The sequence below is a fragment of the Mucilaginibacter sp. P4_A11 genome (genome assembly GCF_056402535.1).
On sequence record NZ_JBFUHE010000002.1, the window covers coordinates 741405 to 762196 of the forward strand.

The following is a 20792-nucleotide window of genomic DNA, read 5'->3' on the forward strand; positions in this document are numbered from 1 at the left end:
GGCCGATGATTTTTGATTTTTCACCGCGCACTCACATGATGTACAATCTCAGGGCAATAAAAACAAAAAAAGGCATATTTCATTGAAAATACTTCAAATAATCAAAAAGGGAAAATCGCCTTAAAACTAACATTCCGCCCAATATTATAAATACCAAGGTGCCCGTTTGGTGACGACTGATAATATTCAAAATATTTCAAACGGTTAAGGTTGGATTGGTAGGCTTTATCAAACAAATTATCTACCTGCAAAAAAACCTCACAAATGGTTTTGTCCGATTTATTTTTGATAGTAGTGCCCGCTCCGATATTAAACAAGGCATAGCCGGGTGTAGCTGTCTCTGTATTATCCAAAGCATAAAAGCGGTTTTGCGTGGTGTAGGCATCCATTTCGGCCTTGAAATAAATTTTTGAAAAAGCGCCGTAAGCCTTCTGCAAGCTCGCCTTAAACTCCGACCGGATATGCAGCGGCGGGATAAATGGCAAATATTTAGCTGCACCGTTAGATTCATCAATAAGCTGTTTATTACCGTTGATCCCTGTTACATACGCCAGGCTGTTGTTAAAAGCCAGCCATTTAACATTTTGTGGATGTATGTTAACAGTAAACTCGGCACCATACAAACGGGCGCTGCTTTGCTGGTACTGATAGGTGCTGTTACCCGGCACAATTACTACGGGGTTGCCATTGGCATCGGTTAGTTTAGCCTGGTAAATGTAATTGTTGATATGGTTATTAAACAGCTCGGCAATCAGGTCGACATCCTTCAGGTAAGCGATGAAACCCAGGTCCTCCTGCAAGCTAAACTCGGGGTTAAAGCTGCGGTTGCCTAAATATACAATGTGCGCACCGGGGTCAAGCCCGTTGGAGCCAATTTCGGTAATATTGGGGGCACGGTATCCCCGTGCGATGTTAGCCTTAAACAATAAGCGCTCACTGATATTATAGGTTATGCCCAAACTACCCGAAACACCCTGGTAAACATGCATGAAGGCGGGAAATTGCAAATGTGCACCTGAAGTATCCGGCAATTTCACATGCTGCTCAAATCCGTTTTTAGGGTTCGGCCCCACGTAAAAATCATTCCAATGGATGTGCCGGTTATCATACCTGATCCCGCCCGAGATGTCGACTTTCCCAATAGTTTTTTTGGCGAACAGAAAAGTCCCTGCATCAAACAGGTTATAATCCGGGATCGGAAAATCTGTTGCCGCCTTGCTGCGGTTGGTCTGGTACATACCATTTACGCCGAGGGTACTCTCTATGCCTGCAATGGTTGGCAAATTATATTTCAGATCGTAATTAAGTGTATTAAGCACTACGTACAATCCCGGCTGATCCGCCAGTGTAGGATGGTTATATTCCCTGCGGATACTCTGCTGTAAGCCGAGCGAAGCACTGATACTACTGCCTTCGCCCAGTTTAAACTCGTTGTGCGAATAGATCCGGTAATGCTGAATACGCTGGTGCAGCGGAGTTATGCTGTACGATCTTAACTCATCGTCACTTACAATTGGCCTGTTCCTGATATTATCAGTACTGCTTTCGGCTATCTGTTTGGTAAACTGTCTTGTAAGCGAATCCCTGCTGCCATCAGGAATTTCCTGCCGGTTATCATAAACAGTTGCCGCTATTTGCGAGTATCCCCAATTTTTATCAACCCTGGCCATACCCGATAGGTTGTATTCGCGGAAACCCGTGTTGTATACATAGCCGTCAATGCTGTTGTGGTAATCATGCGCCGCTTTTGCCGTTGCCCGAAAGGCATACCTCCATTCGTTTTTTTTATAGGATAAGCCCAGCGAGGTGCCTATCATGCCGTTATTGGTATGGTAATCGACAATATAATCTCCCCGTAAAACATTGTTTTCACCAACTGGCAGGTATGGGATCATGTTGATCACTCCCGCCAATGCATCCGAGCCATAGGTCAAACTTGCCGGGCCTTTCACTACTTCAGCGCGACCGATGCCATACTGATCTATTTCAATACCATGCTCATCGCCCCATTGCTGCCCTTCCTGGCGCACGCCGTCGTACAGGGTTAAAACCCGGTTGTAACCTAATCCCCTGATAAACGGTTTAGAAATATTAGGCCCTGTAGTAACCGCGTTAACCCCCGGCACTCCTTTCACAATGGCATCAATAACGTTGTTGTTGACATTCTGATCCATCTCCTTCTTCGTCATTACCGCAATGGGTATGGGATTACTCCGCAGTTCGGTTTTACGGGAAACCCCTGTCACCGTTACTTCACTCAATTTGGAGCTGCTTTCCTGGAGATTGCCATTCAATAAGGTAGCCTCATCAGGCTTTACACTTACGTGATAACGCTCGGTAACATACCCAATGTTTGAGAATACTATAGTATATGTACCTGCGGGCACATTTTTTAAATGGTAATAGCCTTTATCATTTGTAGTGCCTCCAATAGAGGTTCCTGTAAGGACAACGGTAGCAAAAGATAGCGGTTCGCTGCCGGCCGTTAACTTTCCTTTGAGGGAACCTTGCTGCGCCGAAACGGCTATTGAGATCATTAAAAAGTATAGTAGAGGTAATAATTTCATTTTATTTGCTTTAGCACACTGTAAACAATATGCAAAGCAAATAAAAAAAATTAGTCTTACCTAATTTTAATAATAAGATTTATAAAATTATACTTTCCCAATAACGTCCATCATCAAAAAAGAAAAAATGATCTGAAATTATGCTTCATCGTTTACTTAATATTTTACTTAGCAATAAATGTGTAATTACCTGAACCTGCCTTTATTTCGGCTTTGCCATCTTGATAACCAACCAGCTTCATATCATTCCGGGTTTTGATATTTTGCCCATCTACCATAATTACAGCATTACTTTTAACAGGCAAATAAATACTTGCAGTTGTATTTGAAGGGATACTTACTTCAAGTTTAAACTGGCCCTTATCCTTTTTCCAGCTGCTTGAAATATTGCCATACGGCGACTGGTAGTTAGCCTTTGCCCAGGTAAGGTCACCAACAGTTTCAGGCCTGATCTCAATTTTATTAAACGCAATGGCATCATCCGCCGGGCGGATACCTGCCAGACCACTGTAAAACCATTCCATCAAATGCCCTAACATGAAATGGTTGTTGGATACAGATGGCAGCGCCGCCCATGATTCGGTTAAAGCCGTAGCACCGTGGGCAAGCTGGTAACCATAGCCCGGTACATCTGCACGGCTATTCATATCATAGATCACATCCGACCGGCCTTCATCATCCAACACACGCAGCAGGTAGCGGTAACCGATATCGCCTGCGGTGAGGGCATTGCCGCGATCACGAATATCTTTTACAATGTTGTTAACAACGGCTGCTTTATATTGAGGATCAACCAATCCCGCGTAAACAGACATTGCGTTAGCTGCCTGGCTGCCGGTGCCATATTGTTTGGTATTGACGTTAAAAAACTTTTGATTGTAAGCCTGTTTAACTTCGGCAGCCAGTTTGTTATACGATACAGCATCATCATTTTTGCAGAGCAGAGCTGCTATCTTACCCGCGATATTCAAGTCATAATAATAAAGCGAAGTGGCCGTAATACCCTGCGGCGTTAGCTGCGAAACGCCGGGCGGCTTCGGGCCCAGGTCATACCAATCGCCCAGTCCCTGGTAAAGTAAATGGTTTTGAGATTTTTTATCGAGATAAGCCAGATAGCGTTTGATCATATCATAGTTTTGAGCAAGCACCTCTTTATCGCCATACCATTGGTATACATACCAGGGCAAGATCACCGCGTTACTCCCCCATTCGGGCGAATCACGGAACGGCTCATCAAACTTTACATACTCGGGCGAGATCTCGGGGATCAGCCCATCTTCGGTTTGGGAGATGCCCATGTCATTGATACATTTACGCGCCAGGCCTACTATGTCATAATTATAATGCAGGGAACTGCCAACCAAATGAGCTTCTTCCAACCAGCCCAGCTTTTCGCGGTGAGGGCAATCGGTAAATACGCTGGCCATGTTGCTTTTCATGGCCCAGTCAATCAACTTAAAAGTTTTGTTGAACAGTTCGTTTGAACAACTGAAATTACCAACAGTTTCGGCAGCGTTGCGGGTATGCAAGCCTTTGATATCGATAGTAATGGGCAGTTGCTGTATATTAGCTTCATTTTGAGGAACGGCACCCTGCACCTGCAAATACCTGAAGCCATAATAAGTAAACAAGGGATGCCAGGTTTCAATTCCATTGCCCTTCAATACATAGTCATAATAATGCGGACTGCCAGAGGCTTTTTGATTAGCGCTACCATCGTCATTTATTAATTCAGCAGGAATAATTTTAACAGTATCTCCCTTTTTACCCCGAACGCTGATTTGCGGAATCCCTGAAAAGTTTTGACCAAAATCGTAGGTCCATGTGCCGTTAGCAAGTTGTTTTTTACTTTGCGGCTTAAATTCCTGCATGACCTTTAAAGGCTCGGCCGTTTGTGCATTTAGCTGCGGTATGCCTTCTACCTTAACTACGCTGCGCCACTTTAAGTCATCAAAGCTGTTGGTATCCCAACCTCGTTGTTCAAGGTTGGCGTTATAATCCTCGCCTCCATAAATGCTGCTAAAAATAACCGGCGAAGGTGCGGTTTTCCAGGAGCCATCACTCAATATATTATCCAATTGGCCATCACTATACTCCAATACCAGGCGGCAGATCATTTTAGGATACCCAAAAGCACCGGTAAGCTTGCGGTAGCGCTTATCGCGCGGGATGTAGTAAAACCCATTTCCCAGCATTACACCAAGGGTGTTTTTACCGGCGATGAGCTGATTGGTCAAATCAAAAGGCACATACAATGCCTGCCTATCATATTTTGTCCAGCCAGGATCGAGGAAATGATCACCTACTTTTTTACCGTTCAGGCTTAATTCAAAATGGCCTAATCCGCATATGTAAAGTGTCGCTTTCTTCAGCTTACCGTGAACGTTAAAGGCTTTGCGCATTAAAGGCAAAACATCATTAGCTGCCCCTAACTTTTCAGGGCCGTTACCATGATAAAACGGCACAATAGCCAATGAACCGGGCAATTTATCGTAGGCTATCCAATCCGCACCATGCCAGTCGGCTTTAGACAGCAAACCCATTTGCCAGGTGGCGATGTTGCTCCAGGCTGATGCTTTGCCATGGTTGTCCCAAACCATTACTTTCCAGTAATAAGTTTTGGCAGCCTGCATGGCCTTTCCATTGCAGGAAATCTGTAATGATTTGTTTGACGGCACTTTTCCCGAATCCCATACATCAGCATTATTGCCTGCCAGTTTACTTGCATCATCCGCCACAACAACACGGTAAGCCGTTTGCATTATGCTGTGATTATAGCTTTGCAACTGCCAGCTTAGTTTTGGCGCAACCGATTCAATACCCAGTGGGTTTGTTTTATACTCACATTGCAGATTAAGCACTTTCAGGCTTTGAGCAAAAGCACCAAAAGGCAATAACAAAAATAACAGGCAGACCTTTTTTATCATCTTAATATTTTATTGCATTTCAATCCCCAAAACCTCCAAACCATCGGCTTTGATACCTGTAATTATTAGCTTATTACCGGTATTGATACTTATGCTTTTTGGGTCGTAACCGTTTGCTTTAAAATTTTGGTTGTCACAAAAAACCAAGCTAATCAAAACGCCCCTATATTTATCGCCTATACTTCCACAATTGCTTTTATAACGCCGTTGGCCGGGTTCAGCCAGCTTTCAAACTGATCTTTCACGTCGTCAAAAGCTACACGATGGGTGATATACGTTTGAGGATTTACCAGTCCACTTTTCATGGAGCGGATCACATGCTCGAAATCCTCGCGGGTAGCGTTACGGCTGCTCATGAGGGTAGTTTCGCGTTTATGAAATTCGGGGTGACTTACAATGATCTCATCCCGTTGCAAACCAACCAGTACGTACCTGCCGCCATGCGCCAGATACAGGAATGCTCCGTTTATTGCTCTTTGATTGCCGGTAGCATCGATAATCACGGTAGGCATGTCGCCATTGGTGATCTCCTTTAAACGTTCAGCTACATTTTCATTTTTTACGTTGATGGTATATTCAACTTTCAGGTTTTCGCGGCAAAAATTAAGGCGCTGTTCATTTACGTCGGCAGCTATGACCTTTGCACTGGCAATACGGGCAAATTCCATAATGCCTAAACCTATTGGGCCTGCACCTATCACCAGTACAAATTCGCCCGGTTTAACATCGGCACGCCGCACGCCGTGGGCACCGATAGCCAAAGGTTCAACCAATGCCAGTTCGTCAAAGCTTAACCCCTCGCCATGGACCAATAAATGCGATGGTACTTGTAGGTATTCGGCCATACCGCCATCGGTATGCACACCGCAAACCTGAATATTTACACAGCAATTTGGTTTACCGGAACGACAGGCAATACAATACCCGCAGTTGAAATACGGGATAAAAGTAACGGCTTCACCATTTTCAAAACCTTCGGCACCGCCGGCTTCAACCAATTCGGCTGCAAGCTCGTGACCTAAAATTCTTGGATAACTAAAAAAGGGCTGGGTACCTTCAAAAGCATGCAGATCGGTACCGCAAATGCCTATGCGTTTTATTTTGAGCAGCGAATAACCCGGTTTTAATTGCGGAGTTTCGGCAATGCCATATTCCAGTTGGCCGGGTGTGGTACAGGTTAATATTTTCATTTGTTTTTCGTCATGTTTTTCCCCGTTTCCGTGTCCTCACGGAAACAGGATGTCTTTTTTACAATTCCCAATTAATGTTCATTCTCTGTAACTCGTCTACGGGTGTTCGTGGGGACACGCACACAGGGGATATTAGAGCGACACCCCTCTTTTCCAAGGAATAAAATCATCCTGCCCGTGGCGCACAGCGTGGACTTCAATCTCTCCGCTGGCAACTTTCACTACATAGTCCAGGATGCGTTCGCCGGCCTGTTCAATGGTTTCATCACCCTCCACAATGGTACCGGTGTTAATGTCGATAATATCGCTCATGCGATTAAATAAAGCGGTATTGGTGGCGATTTTCACAACCGGCACAATCGGATTACCGGTAGGTGTTCCCAAGCCGGTAGTAAATAATACAACGTTGGCTCCCGAACCAACTTCGGCCGTAGTTGATTCCACGTCATTGCCCGGGGTGCAAAGCAGGTTAAGGCCCGGTTGCGTTACCTTTTCGGGATAATCCAACACATCGGCCACAGGTGATGTACCACCTTTTTTTGCCGCCCCTGCAGATTTGATGGCATCTGTAATCAATCCATCTTTGATATTACCCGGCGATGGGTTCATGTAAAAGCCTGAACCGGCTTCTTCAGCGCGTTGGCTGTAGGTACGTACCAGGTCGGCAAAGCGCTCAGCCTTGTTTTTATCCAGGCAGCGGTCAATCAGGTTTTGCTCCACGCCGCATAGCTCCGGGAACTCAGCCAAAATAACTGAACCACCCATAGCCACCAGCAAATCGGAAGTGAAACCGATAGCCGGATTTGCGGAGATGCCTGAAAAACCATCAGAGCCTCCGCATTCCAAACCAATGGTCAGCTTACTTAAAGGTGCCGGTTTACGGGTGTATTGGTTAGCCTGCATTAAACCTGCCAGCGTTTGCCTGATGCCCTGCTCCATTAAATCGGCCTCTTTACCTGTTGTCTGCTGATCTAAAATATACAAGGGTTTGTTAAACTGCGGTGAACGTTTGTTGATCTCCTCCTGCAAAGTTTTCACTTCGGCATTCTGGCAGCCAAGGCTTAATACAGTGGCACCTGCAACGTTAGGATGCGTAATATACCCAGCCAGCAAACCGCAAAGTGCTGTTGAATCCTGGCGGGTACCGCCGCAGCCGCCTGTGTGCGTTAAAAACTTAATACCATCAACATTAGGGAAAACTTTGTTACCGGCATTTTGAGCGGTGTCGCTGCCTATTTCGGTATATAAAATCTCATCTATCCGGGCACCTGCTTGTATTTTGCCGATCAGTTCCTGCGCTTTGATCTCATATGTTTTTTTGCGGCCGTAGCCCAATGGTTTTACCAATGCTTCCTGCAATACTTCAATGTTGCGGTTTTCGCAAAACACCATCGGTACAACCAGCCAGTAATTAGCCGTGCCCACACTACCATCTTCGCGGTGATAGCCGTTGAATGTTTTACCTTCCCATTTGCTGATATCGGGCCTGTGCCAATCGGTATGGCTTTGGCCGGTTAAGAAGCTGTTAGCCGCGTGCTTTACATTGACAGTACTTAGCAACCCGCCAACCGCTATCGGGCTCTGTGCCTTACCCACCAATACACCGTACATAATGATCTCCCCACCTTCAGGAATATCTGCAATAGCGAATTTATGTTTGGCCGGGATCAGTTCCTTTACTATATAAGTTTCACCTTTGTAAGTAACTTGCTCAGCAGCCTGCAGATCGTTAAGTGCTACCAGTACATTATCGGCAGGGTGTACTTTTAAAATATTCTGTTTCATCTCTCTTCCTGTTTAAATAGCGCTTATTTCCAGCTTTCCCTGTTCGTTAATAAGCCTGAACTGCGCTGTAACTGCTTCGGTAAAGCCGGGTAATGTTGTCAAATCAACATCCCAAAAGTTTTTATTTTTAAGAATGGCTGTTATAGCCGTTTCGGCATCAGCCCCGTTCCATGCCTTGCTTAGGTTAGGCGCCTGGTCGTCAGTTATTGTATAGCTATCTGAATGCGCCGTTCCAGTGTATTTACCATCGGTGGTTTCAGTGATCTGCATAAAGCGGATAAAAGCCGCAAAACCAAGGGCCATCATTTGCGGTGCCTTATTGTTTTGTTTATAATAGTTAAGTAACAACGGAATAACCCTCATCTTAATTTTAGTAGCATACTGCACCGAAATGCTCAACCATTCGTGCCTGATGTTTGGGTTACGGAACCTATCAAGCACCTTACCTCCAAAATCGCGGGCTACATCTTCATCAATCTGGTAAGGGATAGATGGCATGATCTCGGTAAACATGAGTTGGGTAATGAACTTTGTAAAATGCGTATCGTCCATTGCTTCCTTTACCGTTTTAAAGCCGGAGAGATAGGCTACAGCACAGCTCAAGGTATGCGTACCATTAAGCAACCGCAGTTTCAACTCCCTGAACAGTTCAATATCCGGTGTGATCACAACACCTTTATCTGCCTGGGCAAAAGATAACACTTCGGCTATTTTTTCATCGCCCTGGATAGCCCAGAGACTATAGGTTTCGGACATGATACTCAGGTTATCGGTGTAGCCGCGCTCGGTTTCCATGGCATCGCTCATTTGCTGATCAGGTCTGCCGGGCACAATTCTGTCAACCAGCGAATTGCAGAAGGTATTGCTGCTTTCCAGCCAGTCCATAAAGGCAGGTTCCAGTTTATTTAAATGGGCAAGTTCCAGGACAATGGATTCCAGTTTTTTGCCGTTATCGATGATCAGCTCAGTCGGGATTATCACCAAACCAGTATCAGGCCTGCCGTTAAATGCTCTGTAACGCTCATATAATATAGCCAGCAATTTGCCGGGGAATGATGCAGGCGGATGTTTACGCACATCTTCCTTAACCAGTTGGATGCCTACCTCCGTTGTGTTGGAGATCACTACCTGTAAAGCCTTGCTCCGGGCTATCTCCAAAATCTCTTCCCACTCATTTGAAGCAGAAAGTACGCGACTGATCGCTGAACAGATTACCTGCTCATTAACCTCTTCGCCGTTCTCAATCCCCTTTGAATAGATAGTGTACAAGCCATCCTGCATATCGAAATCAGCAGTTGATCCCTTATCGGTAGATTTAACGACCGCTACCCTGCCATTGAAAATCCCGGCGCGATTAGCCTTATCAATAAAGTAATCGGGCAAGCCACGCAGCAGTACTCCGGTACCGAATTGCAATACTTTTTCAGGCAGATCGAATACATTAGCAGGCGGCAGTTCAGTTGCCGCTACAGTTGTTTTGTTCAGGTTATATCTTGATAATATCATGTGCTTATGGGCTGTAATGAGGTTACTATTTTTTGCTTGAGGAATTTGCCTATTAACAGGCACCTTTGCCGTCAGCATCATTAAATCCTAAACAAGATTAACAGCTGACAGCAATAAAAAAAAGAATTTGTCCAACTAAAATCGCGCAAACGTTCCCAGAAACGTTTGCGCAAACCCTGAGTAGCCCGAACCAACCAGGTTACCACTTAAATCCAGATAAATGATTGCCGATTAAATAACATACTAATAAAGCTTTTTAATTCGAAGCAGCGTTAATGCTATTTCGTTTGATATATAAGCATTGTTAACCGCTTTCGATGTTTATTATTTTCCGCTATTAAAGATGTGGTGCCCAATCATTACGCAAATGCGCCTTGCCATATGGGCACACAGTGCCTCAACAAACCCACCTACAGATTTTTTGATAACGATTCCCAGCTATGCGAAACATCCGCTATGTTAATTGGCGTGACTGAAAATCTTTTAAAATACAAAAGCCACCATAAAAATTATTTCTGCATAGAAATAATTTTTATGGTGGCTTGTAAATCCCTTTGTCAGGCCTGTTTAAAACCGGTCAAGGTTCATGACCTTGGTCCACACCTTTACAAAGTCGTTTATAAATTTATCCTGGGCATCTGCGCTTCCGTATACTTCGGCCACAGCCCTTAGCTCTGAGTTAGAGCCCAGCACAAGATCTGCACGGGTAGCAGTCCATTTCACTACACCTGTTGCACGGTCGCTGCCTTCATAAAGCTCTTTATCCAGGGATGCCGCTTTCCACGCAGTGCCCATATCAAGCAGGTTGATAAAGAAATCGTTGCTGAGCACACCCGGACGTGCTGTGAAAACGCCATGTTTTGAACCATCAAAGTTTGTGTCCAACACACGCAGGCCGCCTAATAATACGGTTAGCTCAGGTGCGGTAAGTGTCAATAAATGCGCTTTATCTATCAGCAATTCTTCAGTAGATACCGGGGCTTTTGTTTTGCGGTAGTTACGGAAACCATCGGCAGCAGGCTCCAGGTAGCCAAATGATTCTACATCGGTTTGTTCCTGCGAAGCGTCCGCGCGACCAGGTGTAAAAGGAACTGTGATAGCATGACCGGCATCTTTAGCTGCTTTTTCAACGGCTGCGTCACCAGCCAGTACAATCAGATCGGCAAGCGAAACTTTTTTATCACCGCCCTGCGCATTAAATTCTTTTTGAATACCTTCAAGCGTATCCAATATATTTTGCAATTGCGCCGGGTTATTTGCCTGCCAGTACCTTTGCGGGGCAAGGCGGATGCGGGCACCATTGGCACCGCCACGCTTGTCAGTACCACGGAAAGTAGATGCTGAGGCCCACGCGGTTGAAACCAGTTGAGATACGCTTAAACCCGATCCAAGCACCTTAGCTTTGAGGGCTGCAACATCAGCTTCAGTTATCAATGCATGATCAACCGCGGGGATAGGATCTTGCCAAAGCAATTCTTCCTGCGGTACATCAGCGCCCAGGTAGCGTTCGCGCGGGCCCATGTCACGGTGCGTTAATTTAAACCACGCACGTGCAAAAGCATCAGCAAAAGCATCAGGATTTTCTAAAAAGCGTCTTGATATTTTTTCGTAGGATGGATCAAACCGCAGCGCAAGATCTGTGGTAAGCATGGCCGGCCTGTGTTTTTTTGAACTATCATAAGCATCAGGAATAACAGCTTCTGCATCTTTAGCTACCCATTGATGTGCACCAGCCGGGCTTTTTGTTAACTGCCACTCATAACCAAACAGGTTTTCAAAAAAATTATTGCTCCATTGGGTTGGCGTTTTGGTCCAAATCACTTCCAGTCCGCTGGTGATGGTATCAGCACCTTTGCCAGAAGCATAGCCATTGCTCCACCCAAAACCTTGTTGTTCAATTCCGGCAGCTTCAGGCTCTTTGCCTACATTGTCGGCAGATGCAGCCCCATGGGTTTTACCAAAGCTGTGCCCGCCGGCTATTAATGCAACCGTTTCCTCATCGTTCATAGCCATCCGGCCAAAGGTATCGCGGATATCTTTAGCGGCCATAACAGGATCGGGATTACCATCCGGGCCTTCGGGGTTCACGTAGATCAAACCCATTTGCACCGCAGCAAGTGGTTTTTCAAGATTGCGGGAATGGATATCGCCATCTGCATCATCATCTGACACCAGTACACCATGCCCTTCCTGAACGCCCGGTGAACCATGCGCATAACGCAGATCACCACCCAGCCAGGTTGTTTCAGCTCCCCAATATACCGACTCGTCTGCTTCCCAGGCATCCTCACGTCCCCCGGCAAAGCCAAAAGTTTTAAAGCCCATCGACTCCAAAGCTATATTACCGGTAAGGATCAGCAGATCGGCCCATGAAATTTTACGGCCATATTTTTGTTTGATAGGCCAAAGCAACCTGCGGGCTTTATCAAGGCTCACATTATCGGGCCAGCTGTTAAGCGGTGCAAAACGTTGTAACCCGGCACCGGCACCACCACGTCCGTCACCAACACGGTAAGTTCCGGCACTATGCCATGCCATGCGTATAAACAAACCACCATAGTGACCAAAATCTGCCGGCCACCAATCCTGTGAATCGGTCATAAGCGCATGAAGATCTTTTTTAACCGCCTCAAGATCGAGACTTTTAAAAGCTTCGGCATAATTAAACTCATCCCCCATGGGGTTTGATAACGAGGAGTGCTGACGAAGAATATTCAGCTTTAACTGGTTAGGCCACCAATTGTGGTTTCGGGTGCCACCACCGCCAACATTGTTCTTCATGCTGCCGTTGTGAAAAGGGCATTTACTGATGTCTTTTGATTCGCTTTCCATACTTATAAGTTTATAGATTGAACTTCAGTACTTTGTTATGGTACTGATTGTGAAATTAGGATATTGATTTGGACTATCCCAATCGATTAATTCTATGTTTAATAGCTAAAACCTATATACATCGCCACTGAGGAACCTAAATAGTCCTGAATGGGTATAGAAGAAACGCGGCAAAAGAAGCATTTGTTTACGGGCCATGTGGAAAGATACTCCGGGAAGCCCGTTCATAGCAAAGGGACAAAACCACTGGCAGTTCTATCACTGCCCAGAATTTGTCCCTTTGAGTTGAAAATATTAACGTGCACTACCGTTGGGTTCCGGCGTGCCAGATTGATCATTATCTGCTTTATCAGGTACGCTGAATACCCGATAACTGGTTTGATTATCATGAGTAACTTCTTCGAGATAAATATCATCGGGTGTTACCCAGTATTTTTTACCATTGAGCTTAATTTTATGTGAGCCGGCCGGCAACTGGTCGGTCATATCCCCTACTGCGGGCATCGCAGAACCGGTGGCATTAGCGGCACCTCCGTTCTGGTCGGTGTTTAACACACCATCTTTACCGGCTACCACGTAAACAGTTTTTCCGTTATCTTTAACTATTTGTTGATAGTATACCCCATTATATTCATAGTATTGCACACCATTAATCATAATGGGCTGCGCATCATCAGGTAATGACGGAACTTCTGCGCCAACGGGAGGCGCAGCCACCTGGTAACCGCCATCATTTCCCGGCTGATAGAATATCCCTCCGTAGTAATAATACTGATAAGGCCCCCATAAAAATGAATAATAGCCGAAAGGCAACGTATTGATGAATAAACCAATATTGGAATAAACGTGAGGACGATAAAACCCGCCAAACCCTGTGCTTAAACCAACATGGGCCGACGGGGCCCGGAAATTGAAACCACCGCTAAACCCGGCATGGCTAAAACCACCTCTGAAACCACCGAAATGACCGCCGCCGCGCTGTGCTTGGGCAGTAGAAACCAAACCAATTATCATCAAACCAGCTATTGATACCCCGGCAATGGATTTTTTTAAAGCTTTCATGACATCATTATATTAAACTGTTAAATAAAGAACGCTTTTCTATCCTTTAAAAGCTAATATTTAGACGATCATATAAGTATTGGTTTACTGTATGGAATGTTAAATTTTGTTAAAAAAACTGCCTGTTACCTATCTTATTTTAGTTAATAACCTGTCGCACTGATTCCCAGCACATTGTTAAAAATGCAAGCCGCGATCATCTGCCCGGCAAAGGCAACCAGGGTTACAAGTTCCTGGTCTGTGTATTGCCCCCTTAGCCTGTCATAGGTGATCTCGGCGATGTGCCCGTTGTTTTCAGCTATTTCAGCGCCGAACGACAGCAAGTCCTGGTCAATTTCAGACAATTCAAGATTATCCGGATCATCCTTGTTATCAATAATTATCCCCCTGAACAGGTCACAGTAAAAAGTTGATCCAACCGTTTCAGAAATAACAAAAGCATATAAATAGGCAGCCCTGAACCCTATCATGGATGATACCTCACGATATAAGGGCTGCCATTGCATGTATACATCTAACGATAAACGGGAATGCGCCAAGATCCGGGTGAGGTTATTCAGCGGATAATCAGTAGCTGAGCTTCGTGCGATGATCGTCGAGATATCGACAGGTTGTACTCTATTCATGACAATAGTATTTAAAGGTTACTGCCCGGAAATAATCATTGTATTATATTTTCATCCTTTATTATTTGGTTACAAGGCTAAGCCTAATATACGCGTGCCACATAGGGCACTTTTGAAAGCTCGTCAAACAGTATCCTGGTTTTTTCCAGTCCCGAATTTCCGTTCAGGCTAAAATACCAGAACTGCTCCAGGTCGCCTTCGTTCATAGTCATCTGGGTTACGCCCTGCGATTTATGCTCGGCAATTTCCCAATTGGCAATTACTTTGTAATTCATCCTGTCCTTATAGCTGAACCTCGTTGTCCTGTCCAGGCAAAAAAAACAACTATCGCTGGTTGTTTGCGTGATCGGATAAGTACCATATCGATGAAAAGATATAGCAGGATCAGACTTGTTATGCAACGTTGCCCCTAATATCACAGGGCGTTTAGCAGCCGGCAAGGTTGCAACAGCATCCAGCGCCAGCAATGTAGCGGCTTTATGAGCTCCGTGCGTAGGTGTTTCGGGCAGGAGACAAAAAACAAAATCATATTTATTGTGCAACAGAATCTGGTTCAGGCGATCTTTGATAACAGGTACGTCCCAACTGGTATCAAGCGGCTCCTTCTCATCCTCTGTAAAATGAGCATCTGACTGGTCGAGGAAATAATATTCATTGACGCCCAAAATATGGCCGGCATTCATTAGTTCTTTTTTCCTGATACGCGGGAGGTTTTCCCGGCCTGTCTTTTCGTCTGTTAAAGGAAGTCCGTAATAACTTTCAGCTAACGTGGCATACTTGTAGCCCCCTTCACCATTGGTGATCACAAAAAGGTCAACTATTCCGTGCTGTTCTTTAGCGATCTTATACAACGTAACCGCGATCGTACTCTCATCGTCAGGGTGCGCTATAACAACCAGCACGCGGTTCTCGTGACCTGCCGGCCGGGCGATAGCATTTTGACTCGAGACCGCTACCATCAAGAGAATCGCTGATAATATGATCCTTATTTTCGACATATTCTTTATAATCATCAATTGGAGGCGTGAGGACGGATTCGAACCGTCGTAAAGGGTTTTGCAGACCCCCGCCTGAGCCGCTCGGCCACTCCGCCCTATTATTTAGTTTCTTATTCTCAATTCGGTGTTTCCGTCAATATTTCAAAGCATTGGCCAGTTATTCCTCAAGCCGTAAATAGTTCGGGAAGCTTTCATAATTAGTGTGGCAGCGTATGACAGATGAAAGTTATACTTTGGGCTCAGACTTGTTTTTTTTGATCTCACTAACATCCTGCCTGATGTCCTGGGCAACTTTTTTGATTTGTTGCAGGCCATTCCTCAACCGGGTACCAGCTGCTTTGTTACCTGAATTGTAAAACTTTTCTGCGTCGGCCTCCAATGCAAGGACAGCCTTTTTTAATTGTGCGAATGAAGACATAACTTAAATTTTAGATAAATAGATTTCTTAGCGACTAACCGGGAAAGAGTAAGCTCAGGAACAACAATAGCCCTTTAAACAGGAAGCAGACAGCGGTAAAGAAGGAAGTAATTTGTGCTTTTGCATATTGTATATAATATCTATGTATTTACTATACATTGCAAATGTATAAAATTATTTATAATAAATATATTTAATTGAATATTTTCTGCATCCGCAATATCAGATTGAAATCAATATCGCCCTCCCCCAAAAAGCCACTCAACCGAGCACACAAAAGCCCTTAATTCCTTCATTACCGGCTCAAAGAATAGCTTAGTTGGCTTTGATATCCAGGATTGCTTTCGGTTTTATGAGGTTAAAATCCAGAACTACATTATTTGCATTTACCCATTGCAGGTATTCCAGCGAAAGCTTACGTACCACGTCGGGATACTTTGCTGCTAAATTGTTGGTCTCGCCCTATCGGTATCAATGTCATACAACTCCCACTGGTTTACCGGGAATACTGATACCAGTTTCCATTTACCCTCACGAATGGCGCGGTTACCCCATAGTTCCCAGAATAGAGGCTTGTCGCGATTTAGCTCCTCTCCTTTAAAAAACACTCCGGTAAGGCTTTTGCCTATCAGCGGGTTGGTTTTAGTTCCGTTATAAACGGTTGGGTATTTAGCCCCGGCTACGTCATAAAATGTGGGTGCCAAATCCACCAGGTGTGCAGTACCTCTTTCAATAGTATTGGCTTGGATCTTTCCGGGGAACCAGGCGATCAGCGGCGAGCTCATTCCACCTTCGTATAAAGCGCCTTTAAACGACCGCAACGGGGAATTAGAAACAAACGACCAGTTTTTGCCTTGTGACTCGAACGAGCCGGATGTACCAACCGGGCCTATGTTTCGGGCGGCGTGCACTTTACCATGCGCAACGTCTTCAGCGGGCGCACCATTATCTGATATGAAAACAATAAGCGTATTATCATCTTTTTTCAGTGCTTTTAATTTATCAAGCACCTTGCCTACATTCTGATCCATCCGGTCAACCATAGCGGCATAAACTTCCATCTTTGATTTCCATAGTTGCTGCTCATCATAGGTCAGGTTATCCCAGTTAGGGACTTCTGCATCCCTTACAGCCACCGGTTGTTTCGGATCGCGCAGGCCTAAAGTTACCTGCCGGGCCAGGCGTTCTTTACGCAGCGAGTCCCAGCCAATATTATACCGCCCTTTGTATTTGGCGATATCCTCTGGTAATGCCTGCAAGGGCCAATGCGGTGCGTTGAATGTGAGGTATAAAAAGAATGGCTTACTGGTTTTGCCCTGCTCATCCAAAAATTTAACAGCATGATCACCTATCTCATCCGTCATATAATAACTGTCGTCAGGCTTATGCCAACGTTTGTTATCTTCTTCAATGATAACGGGGTATTTAGCGCCGGCCAGCGGCATATAATCGGTATTAAAATAATTTGCCGCACCACCAATGATCCCAAAAAAATGATCGAAACCGCGTTGATTTGGCCAGCTTGTACTATCATTACCCACATGCCATTTGCCCGACATTAATGTGCTGTAACCATTTTGCTTCAGCACCTCGGCCAAAGTAAGCGATTCTTTATTCAGGTACCCCTGATAAGCCGGCAAGCCAAGGTTTTGATCAAAATAACCTATGCCCGCTTTATGCTGATCCTGCCCGGTTAGTATCGATGCCCGGGTTGGCGCACAAATGGCATTGTTGTAAAACTCCTTTAAGCGCAGGCCCTGCGATGCCAGCCTGTCCAGGTTTGGCGTATGGATCTCGGATCCGTATGATCCCAGGTCGCCGTAACCCATGTCATCAACAACAATGAGAATGATATTAGGCTTTTTACTTTGAGCGTATGATTGTTGAAAGCCCGCCAATATGACGAAGATCATTAACGCTATTACACTTATTTTTTTCATTGAGATGAGTTTTATCTGGCTGTGGGAATATTAAGTGTTAACCGACCAAAAAAGAATGAACCCAGGGTGCCCATTTGCACCGGGGCATATTTAAATACACCGAAGTAACTGTTAGCGTAGATCTGCTTATCCGGGTAGATATTGAACAGGTTATTGGCGCCAATGGTCAGGGTGAGCGGGTTAACTGTATAGCTAAAAGAAAGATCCGTCACTACTTTGCCTTTAAACTGCTGTTCTTCGCCAAATGGAAAGTCATTACGGTCAACCGCTCCGAAATATACATTACGCAGCAATACGCTAAACTTTTTATAGCTGTAGGTTAATGATAAATTGGTTTTGGTATGCGGCGTTCCTTTAACGATCAATGTGCTGTCGTTAGGTGAAAAGAAGATCCGCTCCTGCCCTTTTAACTGGGTAGGCACATGAATCCCTGTTATTTTATTGGTGTTGACGTTAAAGCCCAATGACGCATTGAATTTGCTGTTCCCACTTCGCAGGGTATAATCGGCCACTACATCAATGCCTTTGGTTCGGGTATCCACCGCGTTGCTGAAAAACCGTGCTGAACGTGCTCCCAATGGGTTAATGATATCCTGTATTGATTGTACTGGATTGCCATCCGGGTCGAACCCGAAACTACCGGTCAGTACTACCCTGTCTTTGATATTGATCAGGTATCCATCGGCAGAAATGTTTAAGTCTTTTATTGGCTGGGCCGTAAAGCCAAAGCTATAATTAACTGATTTTTCCTGTTTTAATTTCGGGATGCCCAATGCTTTGGCAACGGCACTGTTATTGGTAAAAAAGCCGGATGCTCCTAAGGTATTATCGGGTAAAATGTCTGTACTTACATAACTGAAATATTGCTGCTGCAATGACGGCGCCCTGAAACCATTACTTATAGCACCACGTAAATTAAATCCGTTGGCTACTTTATACCGGGTTGCAAATTTGCCGCTTAGTGCCGATCCGAAATCGCTGTAATGCTCAAAACGCGTTGCTCCGCTGATGAGCCATTTTGAGGTTACATCCAGTTCAGCATCAGCATAAACGCCTGTATTGTTACGGCTTTTATCTACAGCATTTTGTGGCGAAAAGCCGGGGAACGACTGCGAACCGCCGGCCAACCCCGAAGGGTTTGAAACGGTACCATCCGGCGCAGTTACCAAGGCATAATTTTTCCATGAAGCTTCCTCACCCGCGCGGATCTGGTATTTATCAACCCTGAACTCGGCACCAAAGGCCAGGTTCAATCCCTGCAATACATCAAACTTACGGCTGATATCAAAGTTGGTTGTATTCTGTAAAAACTCATGCCCGCCCGCTTTAAAGCTGGTGGGCGATTTGTCCTCGAGCGAGGCATTAACCGTGTTATTTACGAAATAATCAAACCGGTTATCACCAAGTGTATTGCTCAGATCGGCCTTCCAACTGCCCAGCGCGTGTTTAAAGCCAAAAGCTATCGACCTGTCGCTGATGTGCGATGTGGTGTTAGGCTGATAACCATCGGGGAAAATGCTATAAACATTCACCGTGTAGTCGCTCGGCAGGCGACGGAAACCATAGCCTTCACCCTGACGGTAGCTATATCCGCCGAAAGCATAAAACTCGCCTTTACCATCACTGAACGGCAGGCTCAGGTTAAAGAACGACCCTATATTTTTGATCTTTGCATCCCCTATCTGAAAATTAAACTTATCGCGGCTCAATCCCTTTTGTTTCAGCATATCATCGTCGTATTTGCGTGAAGCTGCCGGATCGTCCGTAAAATCATAGGCGAAATAGTTATTCAACGCCGACTGGTCAAAAATGATAAGGTTATTATTCTGCGCGCGGGTTGTGCGGTCGCGAATATAACCTTCGCCTGTAATGTTGATATAGCCACCGTTTTTACCTAAGGCGGTACCATAATTAAGATTAAGCTGCCCTAATCCACCATCGCCTTTTGAGCTTACACCTCCCGTGGCTGATGCAAACAGGTCGCCGGTATTTTTTTTGAGTACAATGTTTACCACTCCTGCAATAGCGTCCGAACCATATTGAGCCGAAGCACCATCACGTAGCACTTCAATTCGCTCAATTGCCGAGGCCGGGATAGCGTTCAGATCGGTACCAACCGAGCCGTTACCAATAGTTCCCTGGTTATTTACAAGCGATGTGGTATGCCTGCGTTTGCCGTTGATAAGCACCAGCAACTGATCGGGGCCAAGGCCGCGGATACTTGCCGGATCAATATGTTCGGTACCATCTGATGATGATTGCCTGTTAGAGTTAAACGATGGCGACGCGTATTGCAGCAGTTGGTTAAGATCGTTTTGAGGAGTTTGTTGTTGAAGTTTCGCAATATCAAATACATCAACAGGTGCTGTGGTATTTAAGCGGGTGCGGCCCGCACTCCGGGTGCCCACCAAAACCACTTCGTTCAGTACATTGCCCGATGAAGGCTGCAAAGCAATATCAAACTTGTGCGAACCTGTTATGGGCTGGATATAGGCTTCATAACCTACAAGCGTAACCTTAATAGCTTTATCAGTATTGGCTGCAGACAGGCGGAATGATCCGTCGGCAGTACTGACCGTGCCCCTGCCTGATGGCTGGGCAATTACAGTTGCGCCATTAACAGGCTTACCGGTATTATCGGTAATACGGCCCGTAATTACTTTATCCTGTGCATAAGCAAACTTATTAACGAACAGGAAGAGCAAAATAATGGAAGTAAGCTTTTTTGTCATAAGGATAGAATTAAATAAGTAATCGCTTATAAAAACGAGGCACCTACGGAGCCTAAAATCAATTCGAAAATATTCTTACAAACACGCAACTCCGCTGGAGTTGTGAATTACAAACAATCGGCTCCAGTGCAGTCACGTGTTTATAGGTTAAAAAATAAAATGTCGGGGCCCCATAGGTGCCTCCTATTTACTTTTTGTTCTACAAGCAA

At 45.1% G+C, this 20792-nt stretch carries 12 protein-coding genes and 1 tRNA gene; all 13 read right to left on the minus strand.

The window, feature by feature from the left end; genetic code table 11:
* Window positions 1-101 precede the first annotated feature (101 nt).
* Window positions 102-2567, minus strand: coding sequence for a TonB-dependent receptor (locus tag AC1DUD_RS07030; protein ID WP_477372984.1), 2466 nt, complete (start codon window positions 2565-2567; stop codon window positions 102-104).
* Window positions 2568-2731: 164 nt separating this feature from the next.
* Window positions 2732-5494, minus strand: a complete 2763-nt coding sequence (locus AC1DUD_RS07035) for a family 78 glycoside hydrolase catalytic domain (RefSeq protein ID WP_477372986.1) — start codon at window positions 5492-5494, stop codon at window positions 2732-2734.
* 176 nt (window positions 5495-5670) lie between these two features.
* Window positions 5671-6684, minus strand: a complete 1014-nt coding sequence (locus AC1DUD_RS07040) for a zinc-binding alcohol dehydrogenase family protein (protein WP_477372988.1) — start codon at window positions 6682-6684, stop codon at window positions 5671-5673.
* 132 nt (window positions 6685-6816) lie between these two features.
* Complete coding sequence (locus tag AC1DUD_RS07045; protein ID WP_477372990.1) at window positions 6817-8469, minus strand: UxaA family hydrolase; 1653 nt, start codon at window positions 8467-8469, stop codon at window positions 6817-6819.
* 12 nt (window positions 8470-8481) lie between these two features.
* Entirely contained in the window at window positions 8482-9975 is a 1494-nt protein-coding gene (locus tag AC1DUD_RS07050) for a tagaturonate reductase (RefSeq protein WP_477372992.1), read from the minus strand.
* Window positions 9976-10542: 567 nt separating this feature from the next.
* A complete protein-coding gene (gene katG / locus AC1DUD_RS07055) occupies window positions 10543-12807 on the minus strand; it encodes a catalase/peroxidase HPI (protein ID WP_477372994.1) in 2265 nt (754 codons plus the stop codon).
* Window positions 12808-13101: 294 nt separating this feature from the next.
* The gene (locus AC1DUD_RS07060; protein ID WP_477372996.1) at window positions 13102-13869 is read right to left on the minus strand and encodes a DUF6515 family protein; all 768 of its coding nucleotides are present in this window, start codon (window positions 13867-13869) and stop codon (window positions 13102-13104) included.
* 143 nt (window positions 13870-14012) lie between these two features.
* Window positions 14013-14495, minus strand: coding sequence for a carboxymuconolactone decarboxylase family protein (locus AC1DUD_RS07065; protein ID WP_477372998.1), 483 nt, complete (start codon window positions 14493-14495; stop codon window positions 14013-14015).
* Between the two features lie 83 nt (window positions 14496-14578).
* Window positions 14579-15454 (minus strand): PIG-L family deacetylase, encoded by an 876-nt coding sequence (locus tag AC1DUD_RS07070; RefSeq protein ID WP_477373000.1) that lies wholly within the window; start codon window positions 15452-15454, stop codon window positions 14579-14581.
* Between the two features lie 58 nt (window positions 15455-15512).
* A tRNA-Cys gene (locus tag AC1DUD_RS07075) sits at window positions 15513-15588 on the minus strand.
* A 131-nt stretch (window positions 15589-15719) separates the two neighbouring features.
* Window positions 15720-15911 carry a histone H1 gene (locus tag AC1DUD_RS07080; RefSeq protein ID WP_477373002.1) on the minus strand — a complete coding sequence of 64 codons (192 nt, stop codon included), beginning with the start codon at window positions 15909-15911 and terminating at the stop codon, window positions 15720-15722.
* Window positions 15912-16354: 443 nt separating this feature from the next.
* On the minus strand, window positions 16355-17851 hold the full coding sequence (locus AC1DUD_RS07085; RefSeq protein ID WP_477373004.1) for an arylsulfatase: 1497 nt from the start codon (window positions 17849-17851) through the stop codon (window positions 16355-16357).
* Between the two features lie 11 nt (window positions 17852-17862).
* Complete coding sequence (locus AC1DUD_RS07090; protein WP_477373006.1) at window positions 17863-20583, minus strand: TonB-dependent receptor; 2721 nt, start codon at window positions 20581-20583, stop codon at window positions 17863-17865.
* Window positions 20584-20792: the final 209 nt, after the last annotated feature.

What these genes read in the sequence shown, in the direction of transcription:
- AC1DUD_RS07030 (WP_477372984.1), bottom strand. Translation starts at nt 2,567, where the DNA reads ATGAAATTATTACCTCTACTATACTTTTTAATGATCTCAATAGCCGTT.
- AC1DUD_RS07035 (WP_477372986.1), bottom strand. Translation starts at nt 5,494, where the DNA reads ATGATAAAAAAGGTCTGCCTGTTATTTTTGTTATTGCCTTTTGGTGCT.
- AC1DUD_RS07040 (WP_477372988.1), bottom strand. Translation starts at nt 6,684, where the DNA reads ATGAAAATATTAACCTGTACCACACCCGGCCAACTGGAATATGGCATT.
- AC1DUD_RS07045 (WP_477372990.1), bottom strand. Translation starts at nt 8,469, where the DNA reads ATGAAACAGAATATTTTAAAAGTACACCCTGCCGATAATGTACTGGTA.
- AC1DUD_RS07050 (WP_477372992.1), bottom strand. Translation starts at nt 9,975, where the DNA reads ATGATATTATCAAGATATAACCTGAACAAAACAACTGTAGCGGCAACT.
- katG (WP_477372994.1), bottom strand. Translation starts at nt 12,807, where the DNA reads ATGGAAAGCGAATCAAAAGACATCAGTAAATGCCCTTTTCACAACGGC.
- AC1DUD_RS07060 (WP_477372996.1), bottom strand. Translation starts at nt 13,869, where the DNA reads ATGAAAGCTTTAAAAAAATCCATTGCCGGGGTATCAATAGCTGGTTTG.
- AC1DUD_RS07065 (WP_477372998.1), bottom strand. Translation starts at nt 14,495, where the DNA reads ATGAATAGAGTACAACCTGTCGATATCTCGACGATCATCGCACGAAGC.
- AC1DUD_RS07070 (WP_477373000.1), bottom strand. Translation starts at nt 15,454, where the DNA reads ATGGTAGCGGTCTCGAGTCAAAATGCTATCGCCCGGCCGGCAGGTCAC.
- AC1DUD_RS07080 (WP_477373002.1), bottom strand. Translation starts at nt 15,911, where the DNA reads ATGTCTTCATTCGCACAATTAAAAAAGGCTGTCCTTGCATTGGAGGCC.
- AC1DUD_RS07085 (WP_477373004.1), bottom strand. Translation starts at nt 17,851, where the DNA reads ATGAAAAAAATAAGTGTAATAGCGTTAATGATCTTCGTCATATTGGCG.
- AC1DUD_RS07090 (WP_477373006.1), bottom strand. Translation starts at nt 20,583, where the DNA reads ATGACAAAAAAGCTTACTTCCATTATTTTGCTCTTCCTGTTCGTTAAT.